19 protein-coding genes, 2 tRNA genes and 1 riboswitch are annotated in these 21,416 nt (G+C 53.5%); of the genes, 7 read left to right on the plus strand and 14 right to left on the minus strand.

Going from position 1 to position 21,416, the window contains the following annotated elements; genetic code table 11:
* The first annotated feature begins 165 nt into the window (after positions 1–165).
* Positions 166–1,890, plus strand: coding sequence for a LytS/YhcK type 5TM receptor domain-containing protein (locus tag OCV64_RS08705; protein ID WP_262669819.1), 1,725 nt, complete (start codon positions 166–168; stop codon positions 1,888–1,890).
* Positions 1,875–2,597 (plus strand): LytR/AlgR family response regulator transcription factor, encoded by a 723-nt coding sequence (locus tag OCV64_RS08710; RefSeq protein ID WP_186852119.1) that lies wholly within the window; start codon positions 1,875–1,877, stop codon positions 2,595–2,597. The genes OCV64_RS08705 and OCV64_RS08710 overlap by 16 nt, the downstream gene beginning before the upstream one ends.
* 727 nt (positions 2,598–3,324) lie before the next feature.
* On the opposite strand, the gene OCV64_RS08715 is transcribed toward OCV64_RS08710, so the two are convergent.
* The 3 genes from OCV64_RS08715 to OCV64_RS08725 form a co-directional block, all read right to left on the minus strand.
* Positions 3,325–3,534, minus strand: a complete 210-nt coding sequence (locus OCV64_RS08715; RefSeq protein WP_262669820.1) for a hypothetical protein — start codon at positions 3,532–3,534, stop codon at positions 3,325–3,327.
* 140 nt (positions 3,535–3,674) lie between these two features.
* Positions 3,675–3,866 (minus strand): hypothetical protein, encoded by a 192-nt coding sequence (locus tag OCV64_RS08720; protein WP_240287182.1) that lies wholly within the window; start codon positions 3,864–3,866, stop codon positions 3,675–3,677.
* A gap of 1,172 nt (positions 3,867–5,038) precedes the next feature.
* Positions 5,039–6,817: a DUF4209 domain-containing protein gene (locus OCV64_RS08725; RefSeq protein ID WP_262669821.1), complete on the minus strand. Its 1,779-nt coding sequence runs from the start codon at positions 6,815–6,817 to the stop codon at positions 5,039–5,041.
* A gap of 143 nt (positions 6,818–6,960) precedes the next feature.
* On the opposite strand from OCV64_RS08725, the gene OCV64_RS08730 reads away from it, so the two are divergent.
* Complete coding sequence (locus OCV64_RS08730) at positions 6,961–8,133, plus strand: IS3 family transposase (RefSeq protein WP_262669822.1); 1,173 nt, start codon at positions 6,961–6,963, stop codon at positions 8,131–8,133.
* Between the two features lie 142 nt (positions 8,134–8,275).
* On the opposite strand, the gene OCV64_RS08735 is transcribed toward OCV64_RS08730, so the two are convergent.
* The 6 genes from OCV64_RS08735 to OCV64_RS08760 form a co-directional block, all read right to left on the minus strand.
* Positions 8,276–8,367, minus strand: a tRNA-Ser gene (locus OCV64_RS08735).
* 49 nt (positions 8,368–8,416) lie between these two features.
* A tRNA-Ser gene (locus tag OCV64_RS08740) sits at positions 8,417–8,503 on the minus strand.
* Positions 8,504–8,632: 129 nt separating this feature from the next.
* Positions 8,633–9,520: a B12-binding domain-containing radical SAM protein gene (locus OCV64_RS08745; RefSeq protein WP_262669823.1), complete on the minus strand. Its 888-nt coding sequence runs from the start codon at positions 9,518–9,520 to the stop codon at positions 8,633–8,635.
* 6 nt (positions 9,521–9,526) lie between these two features.
* A complete protein-coding gene (hisC, locus tag OCV64_RS08750) occupies positions 9,527–10,591 on the minus strand; it encodes a histidinol-phosphate transaminase (RefSeq protein ID WP_262669824.1) in 1,065 nt (354 codons plus the stop codon).
* Positions 10,592–10,633: 42 nt separating this feature from the next.
* Positions 10,634–10,831, minus strand: a complete 198-nt coding sequence (locus tag OCV64_RS08755) for a DUF951 domain-containing protein (protein WP_147572196.1) — start codon at positions 10,829–10,831, stop codon at positions 10,634–10,636.
* Between the two features lie 139 nt (positions 10,832–10,970).
* The gene (locus OCV64_RS08760; protein WP_186852114.1) at positions 10,971–12,164 is read right to left on the minus strand and encodes an acetate/propionate family kinase; all 1,194 of its coding nucleotides are present in this window, start codon (positions 12,162–12,164) and stop codon (positions 10,971–10,973) included.
* A gap of 173 nt (positions 12,165–12,337) precedes the next feature.
* On the opposite strand from OCV64_RS08760, the gene OCV64_RS08765 reads away from it, so the two are divergent.
* Positions 12,338–13,552, plus strand: a complete 1,215-nt coding sequence (locus tag OCV64_RS08765) for a tRNA(Met) cytidine acetate ligase (protein ID WP_262669825.1) — start codon at positions 12,338–12,340, stop codon at positions 13,550–13,552.
* Between the two features lie 31 nt (positions 13,553–13,583).
* Positions 13,584–14,678 (plus strand): DUF3810 domain-containing protein, encoded by a 1,095-nt coding sequence (locus tag OCV64_RS08770; protein ID WP_262669826.1) that lies wholly within the window; start codon positions 13,584–13,586, stop codon positions 14,676–14,678.
* 49 nt (positions 14,679–14,727) lie between these two features.
* Here the strand turns inward: OCV64_RS08770 and OCV64_RS08775 are convergent, their stop codons facing one another.
* The 4 genes from OCV64_RS08775 to nth form a co-directional block, all read right to left on the minus strand.
* Positions 14,728–15,501, minus strand: coding sequence for a TSUP family transporter (locus OCV64_RS08775; RefSeq protein ID WP_240287392.1), 774 nt, complete (start codon positions 15,499–15,501; stop codon positions 14,728–14,730).
* Positions 15,502–15,528: 27 nt separating this feature from the next.
* Positions 15,529–16,800: a replication-associated recombination protein A gene (locus tag OCV64_RS08780; protein WP_147572192.1), complete on the minus strand. Its 1,272-nt coding sequence runs from the start codon at positions 16,798–16,800 to the stop codon at positions 15,529–15,531.
* Positions 16,801–16,829: 29 nt separating this feature from the next.
* Positions 16,830–17,741 (minus strand): PhzF family isomerase, encoded by a 912-nt coding sequence (locus tag OCV64_RS08785; RefSeq protein WP_147572191.1) that lies wholly within the window; start codon positions 17,739–17,741, stop codon positions 16,830–16,832.
* A 77-nt stretch (positions 17,742–17,818) separates the two neighbouring features.
* Positions 17,819–18,475 (minus strand): endonuclease III, encoded by a 657-nt coding sequence (gene nth / locus OCV64_RS08790; RefSeq protein ID WP_240287388.1) that lies wholly within the window; start codon positions 18,473–18,475, stop codon positions 17,819–17,821.
* A gap of 205 nt (positions 18,476–18,680) precedes the next feature.
* On the opposite strand from nth, the gene glyA reads away from it, so the two are divergent.
* Positions 18,681–19,931 (plus strand): serine hydroxymethyltransferase, encoded by a 1,251-nt coding sequence (gene glyA / locus OCV64_RS08795; RefSeq protein WP_279287530.1) that lies wholly within the window; start codon positions 18,681–18,683, stop codon positions 19,929–19,931.
* Between the two features lie 110 nt (positions 19,932–20,041).
* Positions 20,042–20,168, plus strand: a riboswitch (FMN riboswitch).
* A gap of 115 nt (positions 20,169–20,283) precedes the next feature.
* On the plus strand, positions 20,284–20,877 hold the full coding sequence (locus OCV64_RS08800; RefSeq protein WP_147572188.1) for an ECF transporter S component: 594 nt from the start codon (positions 20,284–20,286) through the stop codon (positions 20,875–20,877).
* A gap of 88 nt (positions 20,878–20,965) precedes the next feature.
* On the opposite strand, the gene OCV64_RS08805 is transcribed toward OCV64_RS08800, so the two are convergent.
* Positions 20,966–21,382, minus strand: a complete 417-nt coding sequence (locus OCV64_RS08805) for a YjdF family protein (protein ID WP_262669827.1) — start codon at positions 21,380–21,382, stop codon at positions 20,966–20,968.
* Between the last annotated feature and the right edge of the window lie 34 nt (positions 21,383–21,416).

Genomic DNA, 21,416 nt, shown 5'->3' on the forward strand with positions numbered 1-21,416 from the left:
TGAGAACGGTTGGAAACCGTGTGAGAACGGTTCCTCCACTTTCTTGAAAATCCAGCCCGTTCATGTTAAACTTATGATTGTTAAGAATCTGTTAATTGCCACAGCTATATCCGGTCCGGCCACGGCTCCTCGCCCATTTGACTTGCCAGGAACGAGGTGAACTGTATGAAGAACAGCTTGCTGATCTATCTCCTGCTTAACATCAGTCTGCTCTACATCGTCGCCGCCATTCTGACGGAGGTCCGCCCTCTGCGCATCATACTGAAGCGCAGGGTCCGTTCCGTCCCCAATCAGCTATGCCTGGGACTGATCTTCGGCCTGCTGTCCATCAGCGGGACCTATACAGGAATGAATTTCCAGGGGGCGGTAGTCAACACGCGGGTGGTGAGCACTGTGGCTGCTGGTCTTGTGGGCGGCCCCCTCTCCGGACTGTGCGCGGGCGCTCTCAGCGGCCTGCACCGCTATCTTTTTGATCCGAGCGGCTTCACCTCTCTGGCCTGTGGGGTGGGTACCTTTGGCTTTGGTATCATCGGTGCTCTGTGCTACCGCCGATTCAGCCGGTGTTCCAGGCGGAACCTCGCCCTTGTCGCCATTACTCTTGTATCCGAACTGGTACAATGTGTCTTGATTCTGATTTTGGCTAAACCCTTTGAGGCCGCTATCGCCCTGGAGAAGGTAATCCTTCTGCCCAAGATGGTGGTGAATTCTCTGGGGCTTGTCATCTTCATGACTTTGCTCAACCGACTCAACCGCAGTTTGACCATTGAACTGGTAGAGCAGCAGTACCTCGCCCTGTACATCGCTCAGAAATGCCTCCCCTATCTCCGAGAGGGCCTTGGGGATAGGCACGCCCTCCAACAGGCGACGGATACCGTCCGAGCCACCTTGCCTGATTTTCAGGTGATTATCACAGACCGGGAGCAGGTACTGGCCTCCAGTGGTATTGCCCTTCAGGGTCACCCCCTGCCCGAACCTGCCCGCCAGGCCCTAGAGCGGAGAGAACTGGTGGTAATGCAGGATTTTCCCGGCGAGGTAGACGTACCAGTTCACCAGGAAGACAACGCCGCCATTGCCGCCCCTCTTATGTGGGATGACGAGGCAGTGGGTGTTTTGATCCTGGTGGTCCCTATGGGACCCAATCTAATTCTGGATGCAGACATCCGCACGGCGGACGGTTTGGCCCAGCTTTTTTCTTCCCAACTGGAGCTGGGAGAATTCCACCACCAGATCGAGCTGCGGCGGCAGGCAGAGTTCCGGGCCCTTCAGTCCCAGATCAATCCTCACTTCCTATATAACGCACTAAACACTATCTCCGCCCTGTGCCTCACCGACTCCGAACGGGCACGAGAGACCATTCTGATTTTGGCCAGCTATTTGCGCCAAACTCTATCTATCAACGAGCCCTTTGTTACCTTAGTCCAGGAGATGTCCAATGTGGATAACTATCTGGCCCTTGTAGATGCCCGCTTTGAGGGAGCTATCCATGTGACCCGCGAGCTACCTGACGACCTGACCCGGCTCCACCTCCCTCCGCTGATTCTCCAGCCGATTGTTGAGAATGCAGTACGCCACGGAAGCACCTCTGTAGATGAGCGACACGTCTGTATCTGCATTCGCCAGGATCAGGAGCGGGCCTATATCCAAGTCTCTGACCGGGGCCACGGATTTCCGCCCCAGGTTCTAGAGATGCTTCAGGACCCGGAAGATCCAAGCTACTCCGGCCTGTTCAATGTACGGAAGCGGCTTCGCAGCATCTACGGAGAACAGTGCAAATTTACCATCGACAGCTCCCAAGCCGGCTCTACTGTGTTTTTCTCTATTCCCCTGACTCCGCCTTCCCAGTCCTATTCTGATGTGAAAAGGAGTGAGGTCCAGTGCGTATCGCAGTAATCGATGACGAGAAATATTCCCGCCTTGAGTTGATCCACCAGATTCGTCAACATCTGCCACAAGCCGAAATATTTGAGGCATCCAGTGGTGCCCAGGGAATCCAGTTGCTGGAGAAGGATACCTTTGATATTCTTTTTATAGACATCCATCTGGGTGATCTGGAGGGAACTACGGTGGCCTCCCTCGCTCGCCGTCTCATGCCATTGGCGAAGATCATCTTCGCCACCGCGTACTCTGAGTACGCGGTCACTGCCTTTGAACTTCGGGTGGACGACTATATTCTCAAACCCTTTGATCCCCAGCGGATCCGTCAGGCGCTGGACCAGTGTGTGGCAGAACTTCAGTCTTCTCCCCACAAGACCCCTGGGCCGCTCCGTCTTGCCGTCAGCTGTAACCGTCATACCATTCTGCTTGATGTCAATGACGTGACCTATATTGAGACTGACGGGGCCGGCCGTGGTTGTGTCCTCCATACTCTGTCCGGCGAATCTTACAGCGACAACTCTCCTATGTCTGAGTATGAAAGCCGCCTGGATGGGCAGGGTTTTTACCGCATCCACAAGACTTGCCTAGTCCACCTGAAATATATCCAGGATATTTTTCCCTGGAATAACAGCAGCTTTGCCCTCCGGGTCCGCGGCTCCTCCGATTCCCTCCCCATCGGCCGGGATCGGGTAAAGGAGCTGCGCCGGCGACTTCATATTTAAATTTTTGTACTCCAGATATCTTCTCTTACCCTGACAGCTTGATCAAGTATTCGACTGATACTAGTTGTGAATTTTTAATATTTTAGTCAGATCTGCGCCAAAGTAAGGAGCAAATCAAGTCTTTGTTTGGGGCTACTTGGTTTATTGAGCCAGAAATTACAGTTCGTGGTCATTTTCAGTAGGAATATTATAGAGTCGTTTGAGGCCATAAGTATCCTTGTCCGCCTTATATTTTCTCCTTAGAGTGGGTCCTTCTGGTGGATTCACCATGAATCTACCCTCGTCTACGGTCAAGACGCAAGAGCACCTTGGCGGGGCCCTTGCTTTTTATTCATCATTGGAGTTTGTATAGGTTAGAACTGAAGCTCCCATTCTCCCGCTTGACCGTGGACTGAGAGAGCCAACTCAGCGGCTATGATTCGGATCCCCGGCCAGCACTGTCTCTCGTTGTCCCATAGCGGCGGTTACCTTCTGTAATAGACCCGCCGTGCCGCAGGCAGTCGGCTCTCATGGCTCTCAGATCCTTCAGCGGCCCATCCCCTCGCAAGCTGTCACAAACCGCTACAGGATATCTTTGAATTCTGGCATGTTGAACCGGTCGTCATTGTGAGGCCACCAGGTATATCAGAACTCCTTCCCGCCGTGGCCGTAGTCAAGTCTTATATGGCCGACTGTACTGAGGGCTTTGTCCTTTTCAGGCTCCAGCTCGGAATAGAACAGTCCCGCCTCATCCGGTAAGGCAGGGCGTAAATTCTTGATTATCTTGGGGGTATGCCAGATCATGTTCCTCGCAGAACTGTTCCAAGGTTATTTTCTCTCCAAGCAGGCGGAATACGCCGTTGATTCGGCGTGAAACCGTTTTCTCCCGTTTCAGTGGGTGTAGGGAGAGTATCGTGCCGTCATGATGTATGGGGGCTGCTCCGATGTTAATTCTCATAGGATCTTCTTCTTTCTGAGCTGCGCCTCATATATTGTGCCGTTTTCACCATGCTGGTGGGCAAACCACTCAGTAACCTCACGGTTCATCGTCCATGACAATTCCCTGGCATTTTGGGCGTTGAGTGGGATCACAGTGTGTTAGGCCGTCATCACATCGTCCAGACGCCGGAACAGATCGTACTCCCCCTCATTCATCAGCCTGTGTGGGTCAATAGAACGAAACATATCCAACAGATTTCTTTTGCTGAGATTCGGGTCATTGTTTGGGGACTCCGTACCGATCCACGCATACGAGAGAAACAGGGTGATATCCTGCTCACACAGATGCATAGCCGCCAATTTCAAGTAACCGAACCGGTACGGCGGTGAACATCAGAAGAAGACCTACAGCAGTTTCTGTCGCGTTGATCTGCTGTCTCATATTTTCTGCCAGAAATGGAGTACGCTGGGATCATCCAGCAGATTTCCAGCCGACAGGCTGCCGTCCTCATCGTGGATACCTACCAAGGCATGTCCATAAAAGCATGTTTGACAACCAGCGGTGACATTTTTGTGGGTCGGATGTCAAACCAAAACAGTGTGTGGGCCAGCGACTTCAAGGCGGCAAGGCGTGCCTGAGCGCCGTGTTGGATTTGTTACGGAAGGAATATTGTTGCGTTTTCCCTGAGCCGTCGTAATAATACTCCTCTGTTTCTGAATACTTTCGAGCAGGCTCTTCAGAAATATCCGCACACAAAGCCGCTGCTTCACAACGGCCTGGGTGTCCAATACACCAGCCGCCCCTTCCAAAAAGTTATGAAACGGGCTAGCATATACCAGAGTATGTTCCGCGTTTGACGCTGTCTTGATAACACCCCGATGGAGGGGTTCTGGGGTATCCTGAAAACGGGATTGTAACGCCTCTATCATTTTGAGGACTATGATACCTTTCGGGAGGCGATCTGTGCATACATTAACTTCTATAACAACCATTGACATCAGAAAAAGCTTGGCTGTATGACGTCGGCGGAATTTATCGAAACTTCCACTAAATAAAAAACAGAGGATCCTACTGGCTATAGAATCCTCTGCTTAATTTTTTATCTTTTGCTTTGTCTGCTTGACAAGGAGCAGTTCATCGCCTTTTTGATTTGAAAAAGGGCGTTTATTTCTGCCTTTGGTTCCAAAAAGTGCAAGTCTATTCGATTTCAGAAATCCTCGTCTGGCATCTTTTTTACCTTCAGAAATTTTACAAATAAAAAGCCGCAACACCTTGGAACAGTAAGCTTACAGCCCACTACATCCAAATTGTTGCGGCTTTTTGGCAGGGGGTAACAATTCCGAACCTCTCAAGCATTTTAGCTTTTCCGTGACCACATACAACTGACTTGCTGGTTGGTGTCACTTATGCGCCATGATTTTTCCTGCTGTGTTGCGGCGAAAGGTTACACATGGACAGCCCTGCCAATCCTGAGCATTCAAACTCTAAAGAGCGGAATAAAGAATGAGAAGAATCAAGGGTTTTATTGCTCTTGAGTTTCTATTTCTTTTCGCTTACTGCTAAGTTTTTTCATTATTCTGTTAGCCTCGACTGAATACAGTGAGAGAAATTTTATTATAAGGCTCAAGAAGCACAAGGCAGCACCACCATTACCAATGCTTGGCCCCATAAGCCCATGTGCATTTATATTTCGAAGATTTGCACCAGCACGTTCGTCCATAATGGACTGAAAAGTAAAAATTATATCTTCATCATAGTATTCATGCAATTTATCTGACTTAAATAATTGTGAAAGAGGCTTATATTCCTCACAGCCCTCTTTTATAAACGAAACAGTATCGCCACATAATGCAACCAGATTGCGGATAATATGTTCCATTTGCGGAAGCAAAATATGCATTGCCGCATAAAGTTTTCCGCTCAACCCCAAATAAAGTCCGAATTTTATGGTCTCATTTCTTCCGTTGGGTATTACTGCATTCTTTTCTGTTAAAAAGGAGAGATCATCAAGAGATACTTGCCCTGCATTTTTGACGAAACCATATGCAAATTGAAGGCAAATAGTTTCATCCAAGTTTCTGCTCTCTGACACATATTTTACCATGTGTTTGAATAGTGTCTCTGGATCACCTTCCGGGTTTTGTAAATCAAGCGGTTGGATAACTTCAACAGTATGTCCTTCATCATTTAGTATTTTACTTGTAAAGAGGGATGTTGATAAAAACTTCTGTTGATTATCCAAGACCTGTTTTTTTACATCCCTCTTTCTATAAATCCTGGATAATAATCCAAATTGAACAATCTTTTCCCTCAATGATAATCCCTCAAATAATTGAGAAATACGGGTATAAATTGGTTTTACATCAAACTCAAAGGGAATTGATGCCATATTTGACAAAGCTCTACGCTGATATTCACTAATACAGGCTCTTAAATCCAAAACTGTTTGTCTATCTGAGGATTTGTCGTATAGCCTGCAGGCTTTTTGAAGCAAATCGATTGCACGGTGTATCCTGGAAGGATCTCCATTTGCTAACTGTTTGCCGCATATTGCATAATATTGTGCCATTTCAGTGGACACCGATTGAAGTTCCATTGTGCGATTGGCTCTTTTTAGAAGTCGGCATAATAATTGGAAAGATGCCTCTGTAATATGGATATGCTCTTCGTCAGCACAAGATTTGTTCTGCTGATATATTCTCTGAACAAGAGACAGATATAGTGCTTGTTCGTCTGGTTTGGCATCATTGTACGAGAGCTCAATGAGTTTTATGGACAGAAATAACGGGTCATTTCTGTCCATTTTTTTAAGCGCAGAATTAATGGCTTCTCGCACTTGCAAAAACGAAGTAGATTTTTTCCCTAACCTAATGGAAATATCATAAGCATGTTGAATAGCCTCAAAGCAACCCACCCAATGCCCTTCATCAAAAACATTTTCAAACACTGAGATGTATTCTCTTGTGGCACATTCTGCATAGCTGTGGTCAGATATTTGAATCCATATGATATCTGATAATTGCGCCCGCATCCAATCTGGAGATATCACATTAACTGCCTCTTTAAGTATCTCAATGGCCCCCGAATCAATGTCCTCCATTGCATACGAACGATGACCATCAGATAATTGAATCAGCGGACGGTAATTGCATTCAGAGTGATTATACCCCAGTGAAAGAGCGCCTCCGATGATTGTAAGGGCAGCTTTATCTTGCTCGTTGGATGCTTTTTCAGCCGCATCTTTTAATTGAGATAATACTACATATTTATTGTCATGGCTTATATCTCGTAGCTCCTCCAATACAGCTAAGACTTTTTTTGTGAACAGACAAATCCCTCCCTTAAAGGGTCAAAGGTGTTAAAAAATACTTGTTCATATTATATCTCTTAGAACTATTTTTCGCAATTGCTATAATAGGTTCATATACAAAGGAGGTCGAACCTATGCCGTACACCTACCCGCTGGAGTTCAAAATCAAAGCTATCCGCCGCTATGAAAAGGGTGAGTCCATCCAATCTCTGTGCCAAGAGTTACATATTGCTCAAAGCACACTGTACCACTGGCGAAAGCAGTTTTGCTCCATCATGACTCCGCAGAGATCATACACTCCTAAAGAATTTGATGCTGTTTCACATCAGCTTCAAAGGCTGGAACATATGATGGATGTGATTCGGTTGTCCGGCTTTATCCCAGCCGTGCCGCTTCAAAAACGGCTTGCTACACTGGAGCATCTCTATAATCAACCGGACAACCCTTTTAGTGTACATGAGCTATGTGACGCTCTGGGCGTTGCAAGGGGGACCTTCTATAACCACATTTTCCGTCGTGCAGACCGAAGTAAATATCAGGAGGAACAGAAACAGCTCGAATTAAAAGTGAAGCAGGTATTTGATGACAATGATCAAAGATTCGGTGCATCAAAAATCCGTATGATATTGGCAGAAAGCGGAATCCGTGTCAGTGCTAAGCGAGTCTCTGCCATTATGCAGGAACTGGATCTGCACAGTGTCCGCACCGATGCTAAGAAATTATATAAAGCAAAGCAGCAACGGCAAAAACAAAACTTGCTGGAACGGGTGTTCACAGCAAGTCGACCAAATCAAATCTGGGTAAGTGACCTTACATATTTTAAAGTCAAAAGGTATTGGGTATATCTGTGTGTAATCCTGGACCTTTATTCCCGCAAGGTGATTGGGTATAAGGTATCTCGCCACATGAGCACACGGCTGGCTACATTAGCATTTCGACAAACATTTGAGGAGCGAGGCCGGCCTGACAACCTGACCTTCCACAGTAATAAAGGCTCACAATACATATCTAAGACATTTTCTGAACTTTTACAGCGGTGCGGAACCAAGCAGTCCTTTTCGGCCTGCGGGCGGCCATTGGATAATGCGGTGGCTGAAGCGTTCTTTTCTTCTTTTGAGCGTGAAGAAGCCTATCGCCGAGAATACACATCAGAAAAACATTTTTGCAGATGTGTCGCAGAATACATTACGTTCTACAATGAGGTGCGTCCCCACCTAACGCTGAGATACCAGACACCGCAAGCCTTTGATGAGGCTTATTACTTGTCTTATATCAAAAAGTCATGTTCAACTAACAGTGAACCGTAAAAGTTTTGCATTTGCGTTTGACAAGTTTTGATTCATATCAGAAATCTATATAAAAAACAAAAGCCTTGATATGCCAAGGCTTTTTACAACGAAGAACCCCGCTTTTCGATAAAAATGTTCGAAAAGCGGGGTTCATTCATTTTGGCGCAGAAGGGGGGATTCGAACCCCCGCACGGTTTTACCCGCCTACTCCCTTAGCAGGGGAGCCCCTTATAGCCACTTGGGTACTTCTGCATGGCTGTAAGCTACGAGTTCACTATTTACTTTGGCTAAAGATGAAAAGTGGCGGAGAGAGTGGGATTCGAACCCACGGCTCTTTCGAGTCACCGGTTTTCAAGACCGGCTCCTTAAACCACTCGGACATCTCTCCTCATCTTTTCAAACAAATCAGAGGCGAGGATTATCTTACCATACCCCCACCCACTTGTCAAGAGCTAAAATGGACAGGTTGCCCATCGCTCCCCGGACGGACCATAGGTCAGCGCCCGGGGAGTTCTTTTCAGATACCTCTGTCCAATGTCTTGCGCAGACGTATTTTTCCCTCCAGAGCTTGGTCGATCATGGAGAGGAACTTTCCCCTATCCTCCGGCAATCCGCCTTTTAGGGGCAGATAGTTAGAGGCATGATTGCTGGTAAAGTGAAGCGGGTCCACATCCAGATTCTCGATCAGCAGACGGCACTCCTCCAGGACATGGTCGGCAGAGCACACCTCAAAGCGGCCAGCCAGCACATCCTCCCCCAGCGGAGTCCCCTTGGCCGGGGCAAAGGTCATAGCGGACAAGTGTCTTGGCTTCATGGCGTTTATCATCTTGGCGGTAGACAGAATGTGCTCCCGCCAGTCGCCCCCCTCTCCCCTGGCCCCAGTCATGCCCAAGATGATGGTGACCCATAGATCGATGCCCGCCTCCACCAGCCGCTGTCCTGCCAGCAGCATCTGGTCGGCAGTAACTCCCTTCCGGATGAAACGCAGCACCGTGTCGCTGCCGCTCTCCACTCCGAGATAGGCTCTGGAAAGACCCGCCTCATGGAGCGTCCTCAGCTCCTCCGGCGATTTGGAAAGCGTACTACGGGGGCCGGCATAGACCGTGACCTTTTCCAGATGAGGAAAGGTGTCGTACAGCTTTTTCAGGATGCGGAGCATTTCCTCCGTTTTGATGATGATGGCGTCGCCGTCCATCAGAAAGACCCGCTGGAGTCCAGGACCGTAGTAGTCCCGAGCCATATCGATATCCTCCAGGATCTCCTCTGTCGGGCGGATTCGGAACTGTTTGGATTTATACATTCCGCAGAAGGTACACTGGTTGTTGGAGCAGCCAATGGTACATTGGAGCAGATAGCTCCTCCACTCTCCCGGCGGACGGTACAGAAGGTCACTGTCGTAACGCATAAGTCTCTATCCTTTCAAAATATCCTGGCAGGCCCGGCACATCGCCTCCATCTCCTGGTCAGTGCCGATGGACACGCGGAGATAGTCCCGGATGCGGGGTTTGTCAAACCAACGGACCAGGACCCCGCGGTCCCGCAGGCCCTGCTGAAGCTCTTTTCCGCCAACAGCGGGATGCGTAATAAAAATAAAGTTGGCGTTGGAATCATGGACGAAAAAGCCCAGTTCCCGCAGGCGGGCCGTGGTACGCTCCCGGGTGGCCATCACTTTACGCCGGCTCTCCTCAAAGTATTCCACATCCCGAATCGCCGCCTCCCCAGCCGCCAGGGCCAGCCGGTCCAGAGGGTAGGAGTTAAAGGAGTTTTTCACACAGCGCACAGCGGCCATCACCTCAGGACTTCCCAAGGCATAGCCGACACGCATACCGGCCAGGGACCGGGACTTGGACAGCGTGTGGACTGTAACCAGATTGGGGTAGCGGTTCAACAGCTCCACAGCAGAACGGGCACCAAAGTCGGCATATGCCTCGTCCACCATCACCACCCTGTTCGGGTCCGCCTCTAAGATGCGGCAGATCTCCTCCAGCGGAAGGGTACGGCCGGTGGGGGCATTGGGATTACACACCACCGCGCCTCCACTGCCGCGCAGGAACTTCTCCACTGGGAAAGAAAAGTCCTCATTGAGCGGTATCTCCTCAAAATCCAGTTGGAAAAGGTGAGCGTAGACCGGGTAAAAGCTGTATGTGATATCAGGGAAGATCACCCTTCTGCCCGGGGAGAAGAAGGCGTAAAAGCACAGGCCCAGCACCTCGTCAGAGCCGTTGCCGCAGAACACCTGTTCCGGAGTGAGGCCGTGGTACTCCGCGATGGTCTGCCGCAGTTGGGATGCCTCCGGGTCCGGATAGAGCCGCAATGTCTCATCAGCAGCAGAGCGGATTGCCTCCAACACTTTAGGGGAAGGCGGGTAGGGATTCTCATTGGTATTTAACTTAATAAATACCCGGTCCTTCGGCTGCTCCCCAGGGATGTAGGGTTCCAAGTCTTGAATACGGCCGCTCCAAAATCTCTTATCCATAGTGTGACCCGCCTTCCGTCCGTCTATTACTGGATGGGAGACTCACGCCCCCACCTCGCTGCCGTCCCGATATACCTTGCGGATATTTTTTTCCGCCTTGCTCCTGGGGAGCATGACCTCATGCCCGCAGCCCTGGCAGCGCAGCTTGAAATCCATCCCCACCCGCAGGACCAGCCACTCCTGACTGCCACAGGGATGGGGCTTCTTCATTTTCAGGATGTCATTGACATGGATATCCATTCCTGTCCCGTCCTTTTTTAAAGTGGTTCTATTATAGTATAGAGCTTTTGAAATTGTCAACGGGCGGCTGTTCTCTCCACAAAATAGAATAGGCCGCCGGAATTCCGGCGGCCTGTATGACACGATTTGTTCAGCCGTTTTACTTCGCCAGCTCGGCAGTATCGAGAGCGATCATCAGCTCCTCGTTAGTAGGGATAACCAGGGTGCGCACGGTGGCGTCCTGGGCAGAGATGTCGATCTCCTCGCCCCGCTTGCCGTTCTTCTCGTCATCAATCTTGATTCCCATGAACTCAAGGCCGCTAACGATGGCCTTGCGGTCGCCGGCGCCGTTCTCGCCTACACCGGCGGTAAAGATCACGGCGTCCACGCCTCCCATAACAGCGGCATAGGAGCCGATGAGCTTCTTCACGCTGTAATGGAACACATCCAGAGCCAGAGCGGCCCGCTGATTGCCCTCAGACTTTGCCTTCTCCAAATCACGGAAGTCAGAGGATACGCCGGAGATGCCCTGGACACCGGACTTCTTATTGAGGATGTTCAGCATCTCCTTGATATCATAGCCGTACTTGTTCATCAGGTACTCCATAATACCGGCATCGATGTCGCCGGCACGGGTGCCCATGGGCAGACCAGCCAAGGGGGTAAAGCCCATGGAGGTATCCACGCTCTTTCCGCCGTCAATAGCGGTAACGGAGGAGCCGTTACCCAGGTGGCAGGAGATGAGCTTCAGCTCCTCAATGGGCTTGCCCAGCATGGCCGCCGCCCGCTGGGACACATACTTATGGCTGGTACCATGGAAGCCGTAGCGACGGACCTTGTCCTGTTCATAATACTCATAGGGCAGGGCGTAGGTGTAGGCCACGGAGGGCATGGTCTGATGGAACGCGGTGTCAAACACAGCCACCATGGGGGTTCCGGGCATGAGGGCCTGACAGGCCTTGATGCCAATGATATTGGCGGGATTGTGCAGAGGGGCCAGGGGGTTGCACTCCTCGATGGCGGCCATGACCTCGTCCGTGATGAGCACGCTCTTGGCGAACTTCTCGCCGCCATGGACCACCCGGTGACCCACAGCATCGATCTCCTTCATGGAGCCAATGACGCCATTGGCGGGGTCCACCAGGGCGTTCAGCACAGTCTGGATGGCCTCGGAGTGGGTGGGCATGGCCACGTCGGCCTCCTTGACGGCCTGCTTGCCCTCAGGCTTATAAGTAAATTTACCGTCGATTCCGATGCGCTCGCACAGTCCCTTGGCCAGCACCTGCTGGGTTTCAGGGTTGAGCAGCTGATACTTCAGGGAAGAGCTGCCAGCGTTGATGACCAAAATGTTCATTGAGATCGATCTCCTTCACAAATCAAATTTCACAAGCTTGTGGTTGCCTTGAGCCGGGGGATGCACTATAATAGTTTCATCCTCTGTCCATGGTCCCTATTCTACCGCTTTTCCCCGGCCAGGACAACCGTTTTTTCGAAAAACAGGAAATTTTCTTTGTCAGGAGGCCTTCCATGCGGGTCATCGGCATCGTGGCGGAATACAATCCCTTCCACACCGGCCACCAATATCAGATCTCTGAGAGCCGGCGGGCCGTGGGTGGCGAGGCCGGGGTCGTGGCTGTCATGAGCGGAAACTGGGTCCAGCAGGCAGGCTGTGCCATTACTGATAAGTGGAACCGGGCCCGGCTGGCCCTGATGGGCGGCGTCGATTTGGTGCTGGAACTGCCCACGGTGTGGGCAGTCTCCTCGGCGGAGTCCTTCGCTCAGGGGGCTGTGGACCTGTTGGAGGCCACTGGAGTGGTGGATGTGCTCTCCTTCGGCAGCGAGTGCGGAGATGTGGACCGGCTCCAACGGGTGGCCGTGTGTCTCAACAGTCCGGTATACGAGACGGGAGTACGCCGTTTCGTGGACGAGGGGATGCCATTCGCCTCCTCCCGGCAGGAAACGGTGCGGAGCATCCTTGGGCCCGATAGTTCAGAGCTTCTGTCTGCTCCCAACAACAATTTGGGTGTGGAGTATCTCCGGGAGCTGGACAGGCTGAAAAGCAGTATTCTCCCTATGACCGTCAGACGGGAGGGGGCTCCCCACGGCGTACTGTTAAAGGTGGCGGAGCACCCCCGTTTTCTCTCCGCTACCCAGCTTCGGGCCTTTTTGGAACAGGGAAGCTGGGAAGCCGCACAGCTCTATCTCCCCCAAGGAGGACTGGAGGTACTAAAGGAGGGCTGGCATGGTTCTCCCTCCTTGAAGCGGGTAGAGCGGGGTCTGCTGGCCAACCTACGCGCTATGACAGCGGAAAACTGGGCCAAGCTTCCTGACAGCGGGGCAGCGGAGGGAGCCTCCGTCCGACTGGAGCGGGCTGGCCGAAACTGCCGCTCCCTAGAGGAGTTTTTCCATCTGGCCAAGCCCAGACATTGGACTGCGTCCCGGACGCGGCGTCTGCTGACGTGGGCCTACCTGGGGTTGACGGAGGCAGACCGCCCAGACAATCCGCCTTATCTTCGTGTGCTGGGCCTTAACGCCAGGGGGCAAGCCATTCTGAAGAAGATGAAGTCCCAGGCATCTCTGCCCATCCTCACAAAGCCGGCCCACGCCAAGGCACTGGATGAGGTGGGCCGCTCCCTTTTCGCACAGGAGGCCAGATGCACCGACCTGTATGACCTGTGCCTGGAGTCCGTTCCCGTCCCCGGGCGGGAATGGACCTCGGGACCTGTCGTTGTTGGAAATTGACCTGCCCCTTTTCTGCCCCATGGAGGCCGCTATGGAAACAAAGGTAAAACGAAAGATACACTGGGGATTGGCCGCCGCTCTGTTCCTCCCAATCCTGCTCATTGGGCTGTTTTATCTTCTCAGCCCTCTGCCCAGAGTGATGGATCGGTGGGTCTTTGGCGTAATGGCCCCTGTGGAGCAGTTTTTGGGCCGAATGTGGTCCATCTTTCCCTTCTCTGTGGCCGAGGTTCTGGTCGTCCTGGTCTTGACAGGCAGCGTGGTCTGGCTGGTCCGGGCTATCGTTTTAGCTGTTCGGCGCAGGGAGCTCTCCCCTCTCTTACGGCGGCTGCTGGCGCTGGCCGCCGTGTGGCTTTGGGTCCTAGCGGCCCTTTTCTGGTTTTGGAACGCCGCCTATCAGGCCTCCAGCTTCACCCGGCGCAGTGGGCTGGAGGTCGCTCCCTACTCAGTCGAGGCGCTGGCCGCCGTCACGGAGTATTTTGCCCAAAACGCCGCCCGGCTTTCCAGCCAGGTGGACCGGGACTCAGAGGGCCGCTTCGCTGTGCCCCGTGATTACTATTTTCACAAAGGAACACAGGTCTATGAAGGGCTTATCCAGGAATTTCCCTGTCTGGATATCCCGCCGGTCAGGGCAAAACCCCTTCTCTTTTCCAGGCTCCAGAGTATTCTGGGCTTTACTGGCGTCTACTTCCCCTTCACCGGAGAAGCCAATGTGAATGTGGACTGTCCCGCCTGCCTGATTCCGGAAACCATCGCCCATGAGATGGCCCACCAGCGGATGGTAGCCTCTGAGCTGGAGGCCAACTTTGTGGGCATCGCCGCCTGTGTCACCTGCGGAGACACCGTCTTTCAATACTCCGGCTATCTCGCCGGACTGATCCAGCTGTGTAACGCCCTGTACCCCGTGGCTCCAGACCTGTGGGACGAGATCGCCGGCCGGTGGTTTACTCCGGAGCTGGCCACAGACTGGAATGAGAACAACGCCTATTGGGCCGCCCTAGAGTCCCCTATCGAGGATGCGGCCGGACAGGCCTACGACGCCTTTTTGAAGGGCAACGGCCAGGAGCTGGGGATGCGCTCCTACGGAGCCTGTGTCGATTTGCTGGTCAGCTATTTCGGAAGAAAATGAAAGAGGGAGGGCGGCCTACAAGGCTGCCCTCCCTCACAAATACGCCGGACTACACTGCCAAATCATAGATCAGCCGCCCCAGCAGCAGGGCAAGCACCACAAAAAACATAGGGCGGATAATCTTAGCGCCCCCCTTGAAGGCCAGACTGGAGCCCACATAGTTGCCCGCCACACTGCACAGGGCGGCAGGGATCCCTACCAGCCACACGACCTTACCCGCCAGGGCATAGGTCACCAGCGCCGCGATGTTACTGGAAAAGTTGATCGCTTTGCTGTTTCCTGACGCGGTGAGCAGGTCAAACTTGGAAAGGGCAGTGTAGCCCAGTATCATAAAGGTGCCAGAACCCGGACCAAAAAAGCCATCATACCCTCCAATGACCAGGCCGATGGAAAGAGATATAGCCATAAGCTGGGCCCGACTCAGCTCACTGGACCGGTCCTCCCTTCCAAGGTCCCGCCTGACAAGGAGAAAAACCGCCACAACAGGTACAATGGCCAGCATGATATAATACAGGATCTGTTCTGGAACCATCATATTCAGCCGCGCTCCGATCCAGGAGCCTCCCAGGGCGGCCGCCGCCCCCACCAGGACGCTTGGGAGATGAACGTCCCCCTGACGGAAAAAACGGATGGTGGACAGCAGACTCCCACAGGAACTGCTGCATTTATTGGTAGCGGTGGCCCCGTGAGGAGACAGCCCAGCCAGCAGATAGGCTGGGATCGTGATGAGTCCCCCGCCCCCCACGATAGCGTCTACAATGCCTCCCAGAAAGATCAGCGGACAGACGATGACCAACGCTCTGAAAACTTCTAACTCCTCCATGCTTCCCTCTTCCCACCCCAGGCGGGGTCACTCCCTTTTTCTTTTTATCTCATCCCAGTACCGCTTGGCGGCCTGTTCTGTTTTATTCTCCCCATAGACGTAATAGCGCACATCCTTCAGCTCGTCGGGCAGATACTGCTGGTCCACCCACCGGCCTGGGAAGCTGTGGGGATAGAGATAGCCCTGCTCCCGCTCCAGACCGGAGGAATCGGCGTGGACATTCTGGAGATGCCGCGGGATGTCCCCTACCCTGCCCCGGCGCACATCGGCCATAGCGGCCTCAATGGCCATGCAGGAGGTGTTGGACTTTGGGGCAGTGGCCAAAAGGACTACCGCCTGGGCCAGAGGCAGCTTGGCCTCCGGCAGCCCAAGCTGAAGGGCATTGTCCACACATGCCTTGACGATGGGCACCGCCAGAGGATAAGCCATGCCCACATCCTCGCTGGCGGAGCACAGGATGCGGCGGATGGCGGTAATCATATCCCCCGCTTCCAGCAGCCGGGCCAGATAGTGGAGCGCCGCGTCCGGGTCAGAGCCCCTCATGGACTTCATGAGGGCTGACGCGATATCAAAATGGGCATCTCCCTCCCGGTCGTAGCGCATCGCCGACTTCTGGGCCACCGTTTTGGCATCCTCCAAGCTGACAAGGAGTTTCCCTTGCTCACGCCTCGCGGCGCTGAGTAAAAGCTCAATGGCGTTCATGGCCTTTCGGATGTCGCCGCCACAGGCCCAGGCGATGTGCTCCTTTACCCCGTCCTCGCATACTACCTGGGCGCCCAACCGCTCCTCCATGATGGAGATACCCCGCTCCACAGCGGGGAGGGCATCCTCCGCCGTGATCTGCTTAAACTCGAAAACCGTAGCCCGGGACAGCACCGCCCCAAAGACGGCGAAGAATGGGTTTTCTGTGGTGGAGGCGATAAGGGTGATGCGACCGTCCTCCATAAACTCCAGCAGGGACTGCTGCTGCTTCTTATTGAAGTACTGGATCTCGTCCAGATAGAGCAGCACACCCTCCGGCGCCATCAAAGTACCGATATCTCCGATGATGTCCTTGATGTCAGAGATGGAGGCCGTGGTGGCGTTGAGCCGGTGCAGGGGCCGGTTGGTCCGCTGGGCGATGATGTTCGCCACCGTAGTCTTGCCTGTGCCTGAGGGGCCGTAAAAAATCAGGTTGGGGATATTGCCCCCCTCAATGATCCGGCGCAGCAGGCCGTTTTCTCCCAATATATGCCTCTGCCCCACCACCTGATCCAGGCTCTGGGGGCGTATCTCATCCGCTAACGGGCGGTATGCCATCGTTTCTCATCTCCTCACGGGGTTCTCTGTCATTCCTCGTCCAGCGTTATCTCCGCCTGGAACGCCACCACTGCGTCGCCGATAATGCGGATTTCGCCGGGACGTCCCTCCTCCAGCTCCACACAGACCTCCATAGCACCTGGCCGGCCCATGGCCTCCCCCTGGACAGAGGTGAAGCGCACCTCGTCTCCATCTGTGGGGATCAGTCCAAATTGGACCAGATAGGCACCCATGGGGCCGTTAGCAATCCCCGTCACCGGGTCCTCGGCCACACCGTTCGCAGGACCGAACATTCGTCCATGGACCAGAGGCTCCTCCCCAGGATGGAGGGTAAAGACCAGATACCCGTTGCAGCCAATCTCACCACTCAACTCCTTGAGAGCCTCTAAGTCCGGTTTTAAGCTGTGAAGCTTATCCAGGTCGTTGAGGACCACCATCAGCTTGGGAGAGCCTACGGAGGCGGAAGCCATGGGGCATCCGGGCCGGAGGTCGTCCCATGTCACGCCTAGGGCGTCCAGCACGCGGGCCTGGTACTCCTGGGGCAACGGCTCTCCTACGACGGCCTTGCCCTGGGTCATGACCACCCGGTAATCACCGTTTTCCTTGCACACATCCACAGGAAAAAGGCCAGCTCCGCACTTCTGGACTACCCGGGCGCTGTCCAGACCCAGTTCCATGGCCCGGATATAGTGGGAGGCGATGGTGGCATGACCACAGACAGGTACCTCTCGGGTGGGGGTGAAAAACCGGACATGGACATCATACTCCCCCTCTTTTCCCGGGAAAAGGAAGGCCGTCTCCGAGTTATTCAGCTCCCGGGCGATGCGCTGCATCTGTCCCTCTGTCAGCCCTCGCGCGTCCGGCACCACACCGGCGGGGTTCCCCGCCAGTTTCTCCCGTGTAAACGCGTCCACCTGATAAATGGTATAATTTTTCTTCATGGTTGCTCCGCCTTTCTGCGCATATGCGCTGCTGCCCGCCAGATAGATGACATCCTGGCGAAAGGACGCTCCGGCCCTTATGCTCCTTTTCCCTGCTGCTTACTAAAAAAATCACACCAGGGCCGCAGGGTACACTGCTGGCACTGGGGCCGCCGGGCGATACAGACGGCCCGTCCATGGAGGACCAGCCGGTGGCAGAAGTCATTGGACTCCTCTGGAGGCAGGATCTTCCGCAGCTGCATCTCCACCTTGGTTGGGTCCTTGGAGCCGTCGGTCAGCCCCAGCAGACCGGAGATACGGATGCAGTGGGTGTCCGCCACCACCACGCCGGGGGTGTGGTACACGTCTCCCAGGATCAGGTTGGCTGTCTTTCTGCCCACACCAGGCAGCTTCAGCAGGTCCTCCATAGTATTGGGCACCTTGCCGCCGTATTCCCGCAGAAGCATTTGGGAGGCTAGTACGATGTCCTTGGCCTTTGCCCGGAAAAATCCCGTGGAATGTATGTACTGCTCCACTTCGGCAATCTCAGCATTGGCCAGCGACTCCAGAGTAGGAAAGCGGGCATACAGTGCCGGAGTCACTTTATTGACACGCTCGTCAGTACACTGGGCGGCCAGTCGAACGGAAAATAGAAGTTCGTAGTCCTTCCGGTAGTCCAGTGAACAGATTCCGTCCGGATATAGGGCTTTCAGCTCCTCTATAATGGCGGCCACATCGGCCTTTTTCTTTTTCATATCTGTTTCTCTCCATTCAGCTTTCTCCACAGGAGGGAGAAGTTCTGTCATTTTGATATCATACCATACTTACCGGAAAATTTCGACGGCTTTTTTTCATTCCTCCATTGTTTTTTCTCCGCTTACTGATATAATATATATTATTCTGGGGGAATATCTCTTTTCCTCAGAGCAAACTGCTTATTGATATCAGGAGGAGCTATACATGGTCAAGGAGTCTATGGATTTTCTCATCGCGCAGGACCCTGAAGTGGGTCAGGCCATCCGGGCGGAGTATGACCGCCAGCAGCAGAACATCGAGCTGATCGCCTCGGAGAACATCGTCAGCGCCGCTGTTCTGGCGGCGGCCGGCACCGTTCTTACCAACAAGTATGCCGAAGGCTATCCCGGCAAGCGGTATTACGGCGGCTGTCAGTGCGTGGACGTGGTGGAAAATATCGCCATCGAGCGGGCCAAGGAGCTGTTCGGCGCCAAGTTTGCCAATGTTCAGCCTCACTCCGGCGCCCAGGCCAATTACGCTGTCTACCAGGCCCTGTGCCAGCTGGGCGACACGGTCATGGGTATGAGCCTGGATAACGGCGGACACCTGACTCACGGCTCTCCTGTCAACTTCTCCGGCAAGAACTATCACATGGTGGCCTATGGCGTGGACAGCAAGGGATATATCGACTATGACCAGGTCCGGGACCTAGCTAAAAAACACCAGCCCAAGATGATCCTGGCTGGTGCCTCCGCCTATCCCCGCACCATCGACTTCAAGACCTTTGCGGATATCGCCCACGAGGTAGGGGCCTATCTTTTTGTGGATATGGCCCACATTGCCGGACTGGTCGCCGCCGGGCTCCATCCGTCCCCCATCCCCTATGCGGACGTGGTGTCCACTACCACCCATAAAACTCTCCGCGGCCCCCGTGGCGGTATGCTGCTGACCAACGACCCGGACATCGCCAAAAAGCTGAACTCCGCTATCTTCCCCGGCTCCCAGGGCGGCCCGCTGGAGCACATTATCGCCGCCAAAGCCGTGGCGCTTGGCGAAGCTCTGAAGCCCGAGTTCAAGGAATACCAGGGTCAGATCATCAAAAACGCCCAAGTTCTGTCCAAGACTATCATGGCCGGCGGCCTGGATCTGGTGTCTGGCGGCACGGACAACCACCTGATGCTGGTGGACCTACGCCCCGCCCATCTGACCGGCAAGGAGATGGAGCACCGGCTGGACGAGATCTGTGTCACGGTCAATAAGAACGCCATCCCCAACGACCCAGAAAAGCCCTTTGTCACCTCCGGCATCCGAGTGGGTACTCCCGCCGTTACCGCCCGCGGTTTTAAAGAGGAGCAGATGGAGATCGTGGGCAAACTGATCTGTGCCGCCGCCCAGGAGGATTTTGCCGCCAAGGTGGATCGTTTGAAGGAGGAGGCCCTGGCCCTCACCGCCCGTTTCCCCCTGTATCAGGACTGACTTCTTTCCTTAAATCATAGTCACCGGCAGTGCCGGTGGCTATGATTTTTGAAATTTTCTCTTGCATTTTTTCTTCCCCTGGCATATAATACTCCATGGACAACTGAATCCAATGTCTTCAGGGCGGGGTGAAACTCCCCACTGGCGGTAAAGTCCGCGACCGAATGTGGCAGCACATTCGCTGACCCGGTGGAACTCCGGGACCAACGGTCACAGTCCGGATGGAAGAAGATGTGTGTTGAACAATGACACGTGTGTTTTTGCGCGTGTTCGCGCACCTCCTTGATTGTTTTAACACCTGGAAGGCATTTTGGCTTTTCAGGGGTACCAAAACAATAAAGGAGTGTTTTTTATGTCTAATCGAGAGCAGACCCGGAAATTGGTGGTATTGGCCCTATTGGCCGGAGTATCGGTGGTGCTGGTATACTTTATCCGTATTCCGCTGATCCCTCTAGTCCCCTTTTTAGAGTACGATCCTGCTGATATCCCCATTTTCATCGGTGCCCTGGCCTATGGTCCTTTAGCTGGCGTCCTGCTCACTGTGGTTGTCAGTGTGGTCCAAGGGCTTACCGTAAGTGCCGCTACCGGCGGGCTGTTTTATGGCATTATCATGCATATTATCGCTACCTCTACCATGGTGATGGTGGTTTGTTCTGTTTACCGTATTCGGCATACTAAATCTGGCGCGGTTCTTGGGTTGTTCTTAGCTACGCTGGCACGGGGATTAGTTATGCTGCCCGCCAATCACTTTATTACCCCCCTCTTCATGGGCCAGCCTGTGGAGGTAGTTGATTCCCTGCTCCTCCCTGGGATTCTTCCCTTTAACCTGCTGGTAGGTACCATCAATTCCACCGTTACCTTCCTAGTCTACAAGACCGTTTCCCGCCACGTCATCCACGGCGAAGGTTGGAGCAAAAAATCCGCCCCGGCCGAGAGCGAAGCCTGACCTCCCCTGCTTACGCTCCACTGAAGCGGTCTGACCAGCCGCTTTCCTTCTAGAATTACATTTGCAACATTCAAAAAGCGGGGCAGAATTATCTGCCCCGCTTTTTTTCGCGCTTTTTTTGCTGCCGGAGAAGGAATTTCCGCCTGTCCTCCTCCTGACGCTCCAGATGCTTCTTTTCCCTTCGGGCCAGCCCTCGATCCTCCCGCTGAAGCGCGAGAGCCGCCTGGGCCTTGGTCCCTATCCCTCTGATCTGGGTAGACTTTCTCGCTTCCCGCTGAAGGCGCTTTTGTTTCTGCTCCAGGGTAGGGCGCTCCTCTTCCGACAGCTTACTGAACACCAGCCTGTGCCACTCCTTCAACACCCATTGATAGATCTGAGTGTCAGTGGGCTGGGCGCCAAAGGTGATTTTGGCCGCCTGATAGCCCTCCTCCCCCCATCGCTGGGCAATACCCACCCAAAAAGGGGACTGGAACAGCACTATAAAACTGCTCATACTTGGAACCATATTCAGTTTCCTCCCTAACATGACACGTCAGAGA

Source organism: Muriventricola aceti, assembly GCF_025567565.1.
Taxonomy (GTDB): Bacteria; Bacillota; Clostridia; order Oscillospirales; family Oscillospiraceae; genus Lawsonibacter; species Lawsonibacter aceti.

Excerpts from the sequence above, each read along its gene's own strand:
- OCV64_RS08705 (WP_262669819.1), top strand. The coding sequence starts at position 166 with ATGAAGAACAGCTTGCTGATCTATCTCCTGCTTAACATCAGTCTGCTC.
- OCV64_RS08715 (WP_262669820.1), bottom strand. The coding sequence starts at position 3,534 with ATGAGAATTAACATCGGAGCAGCCCCCATACATCATGACGGCACGATA.
- OCV64_RS08720 (WP_240287182.1), bottom strand. The coding sequence starts at position 3,866 with ATGCATCTGTGTGAGCAGGATATCACCCTGTTTCTCTCGTATGCGTGG.
- OCV64_RS08730 (WP_262669822.1), top strand. The coding sequence starts at position 6,961 with ATGCCGTACACCTACCCGCTGGAGTTCAAAATCAAAGCTATCCGCCGC.
- OCV64_RS08745 (WP_262669823.1), bottom strand. The coding sequence starts at position 9,520 with ATGCGTTACGACAGTGACCTTCTGTACCGTCCGCCGGGAGAGTGGAGG.
- hisC (WP_262669824.1), bottom strand. The coding sequence starts at position 10,591 with ATGGATAAGAGATTTTGGAGCGGCCGTATTCAAGACTTGGAACCCTAC.
- OCV64_RS08755 (WP_147572196.1), bottom strand. The coding sequence starts at position 10,831 with ATGGATATCCATGTCAATGACATCCTGAAAATGAAGAAGCCCCATCCC.
- OCV64_RS08760 (WP_186852114.1), bottom strand. The coding sequence starts at position 12,164 with ATGAACATTTTGGTCATCAACGCTGGCAGCTCTTCCCTGAAGTATCAG.
- OCV64_RS08765 (WP_262669825.1), top strand. The coding sequence starts at position 12,338 with ATGCGGGTCATCGGCATCGTGGCGGAATACAATCCCTTCCACACCGGC.
- OCV64_RS08770 (WP_262669826.1), top strand. The coding sequence starts at position 13,584 with ATGGAAACAAAGGTAAAACGAAAGATACACTGGGGATTGGCCGCCGCT.
- OCV64_RS08775 (WP_240287392.1), bottom strand. The coding sequence starts at position 15,501 with ATGGAGGAGTTAGAAGTTTTCAGAGCGTTGGTCATCGTCTGTCCGCTG.
- OCV64_RS08780 (WP_147572192.1), bottom strand. The coding sequence starts at position 16,800 with ATGGCATACCGCCCGTTAGCGGATGAGATACGCCCCCAGAGCCTGGAT.
- OCV64_RS08785 (WP_147572191.1), bottom strand. The coding sequence starts at position 17,741 with ATGAAGAAAAATTATACCATTTATCAGGTGGACGCGTTTACACGGGAG.
- nth (WP_240287388.1), bottom strand. The coding sequence starts at position 18,475 with ATGAAAAAGAAAAAGGCCGATGTGGCCGCCATTATAGAGGAGCTGAAA.
- glyA (WP_279287530.1), top strand. The coding sequence starts at position 18,681 with ATGGTCAAGGAGTCTATGGATTTTCTCATCGCGCAGGACCCTGAAGTG.
- OCV64_RS08800 (WP_147572188.1), top strand. The coding sequence starts at position 20,284 with ATGTCTAATCGAGAGCAGACCCGGAAATTGGTGGTATTGGCCCTATTG.
- OCV64_RS08805 (WP_262669827.1), bottom strand. The coding sequence starts at position 21,382 with ATGGTTCCAAGTATGAGCAGTTTTATAGTGCTGTTCCAGTCCCCTTTT.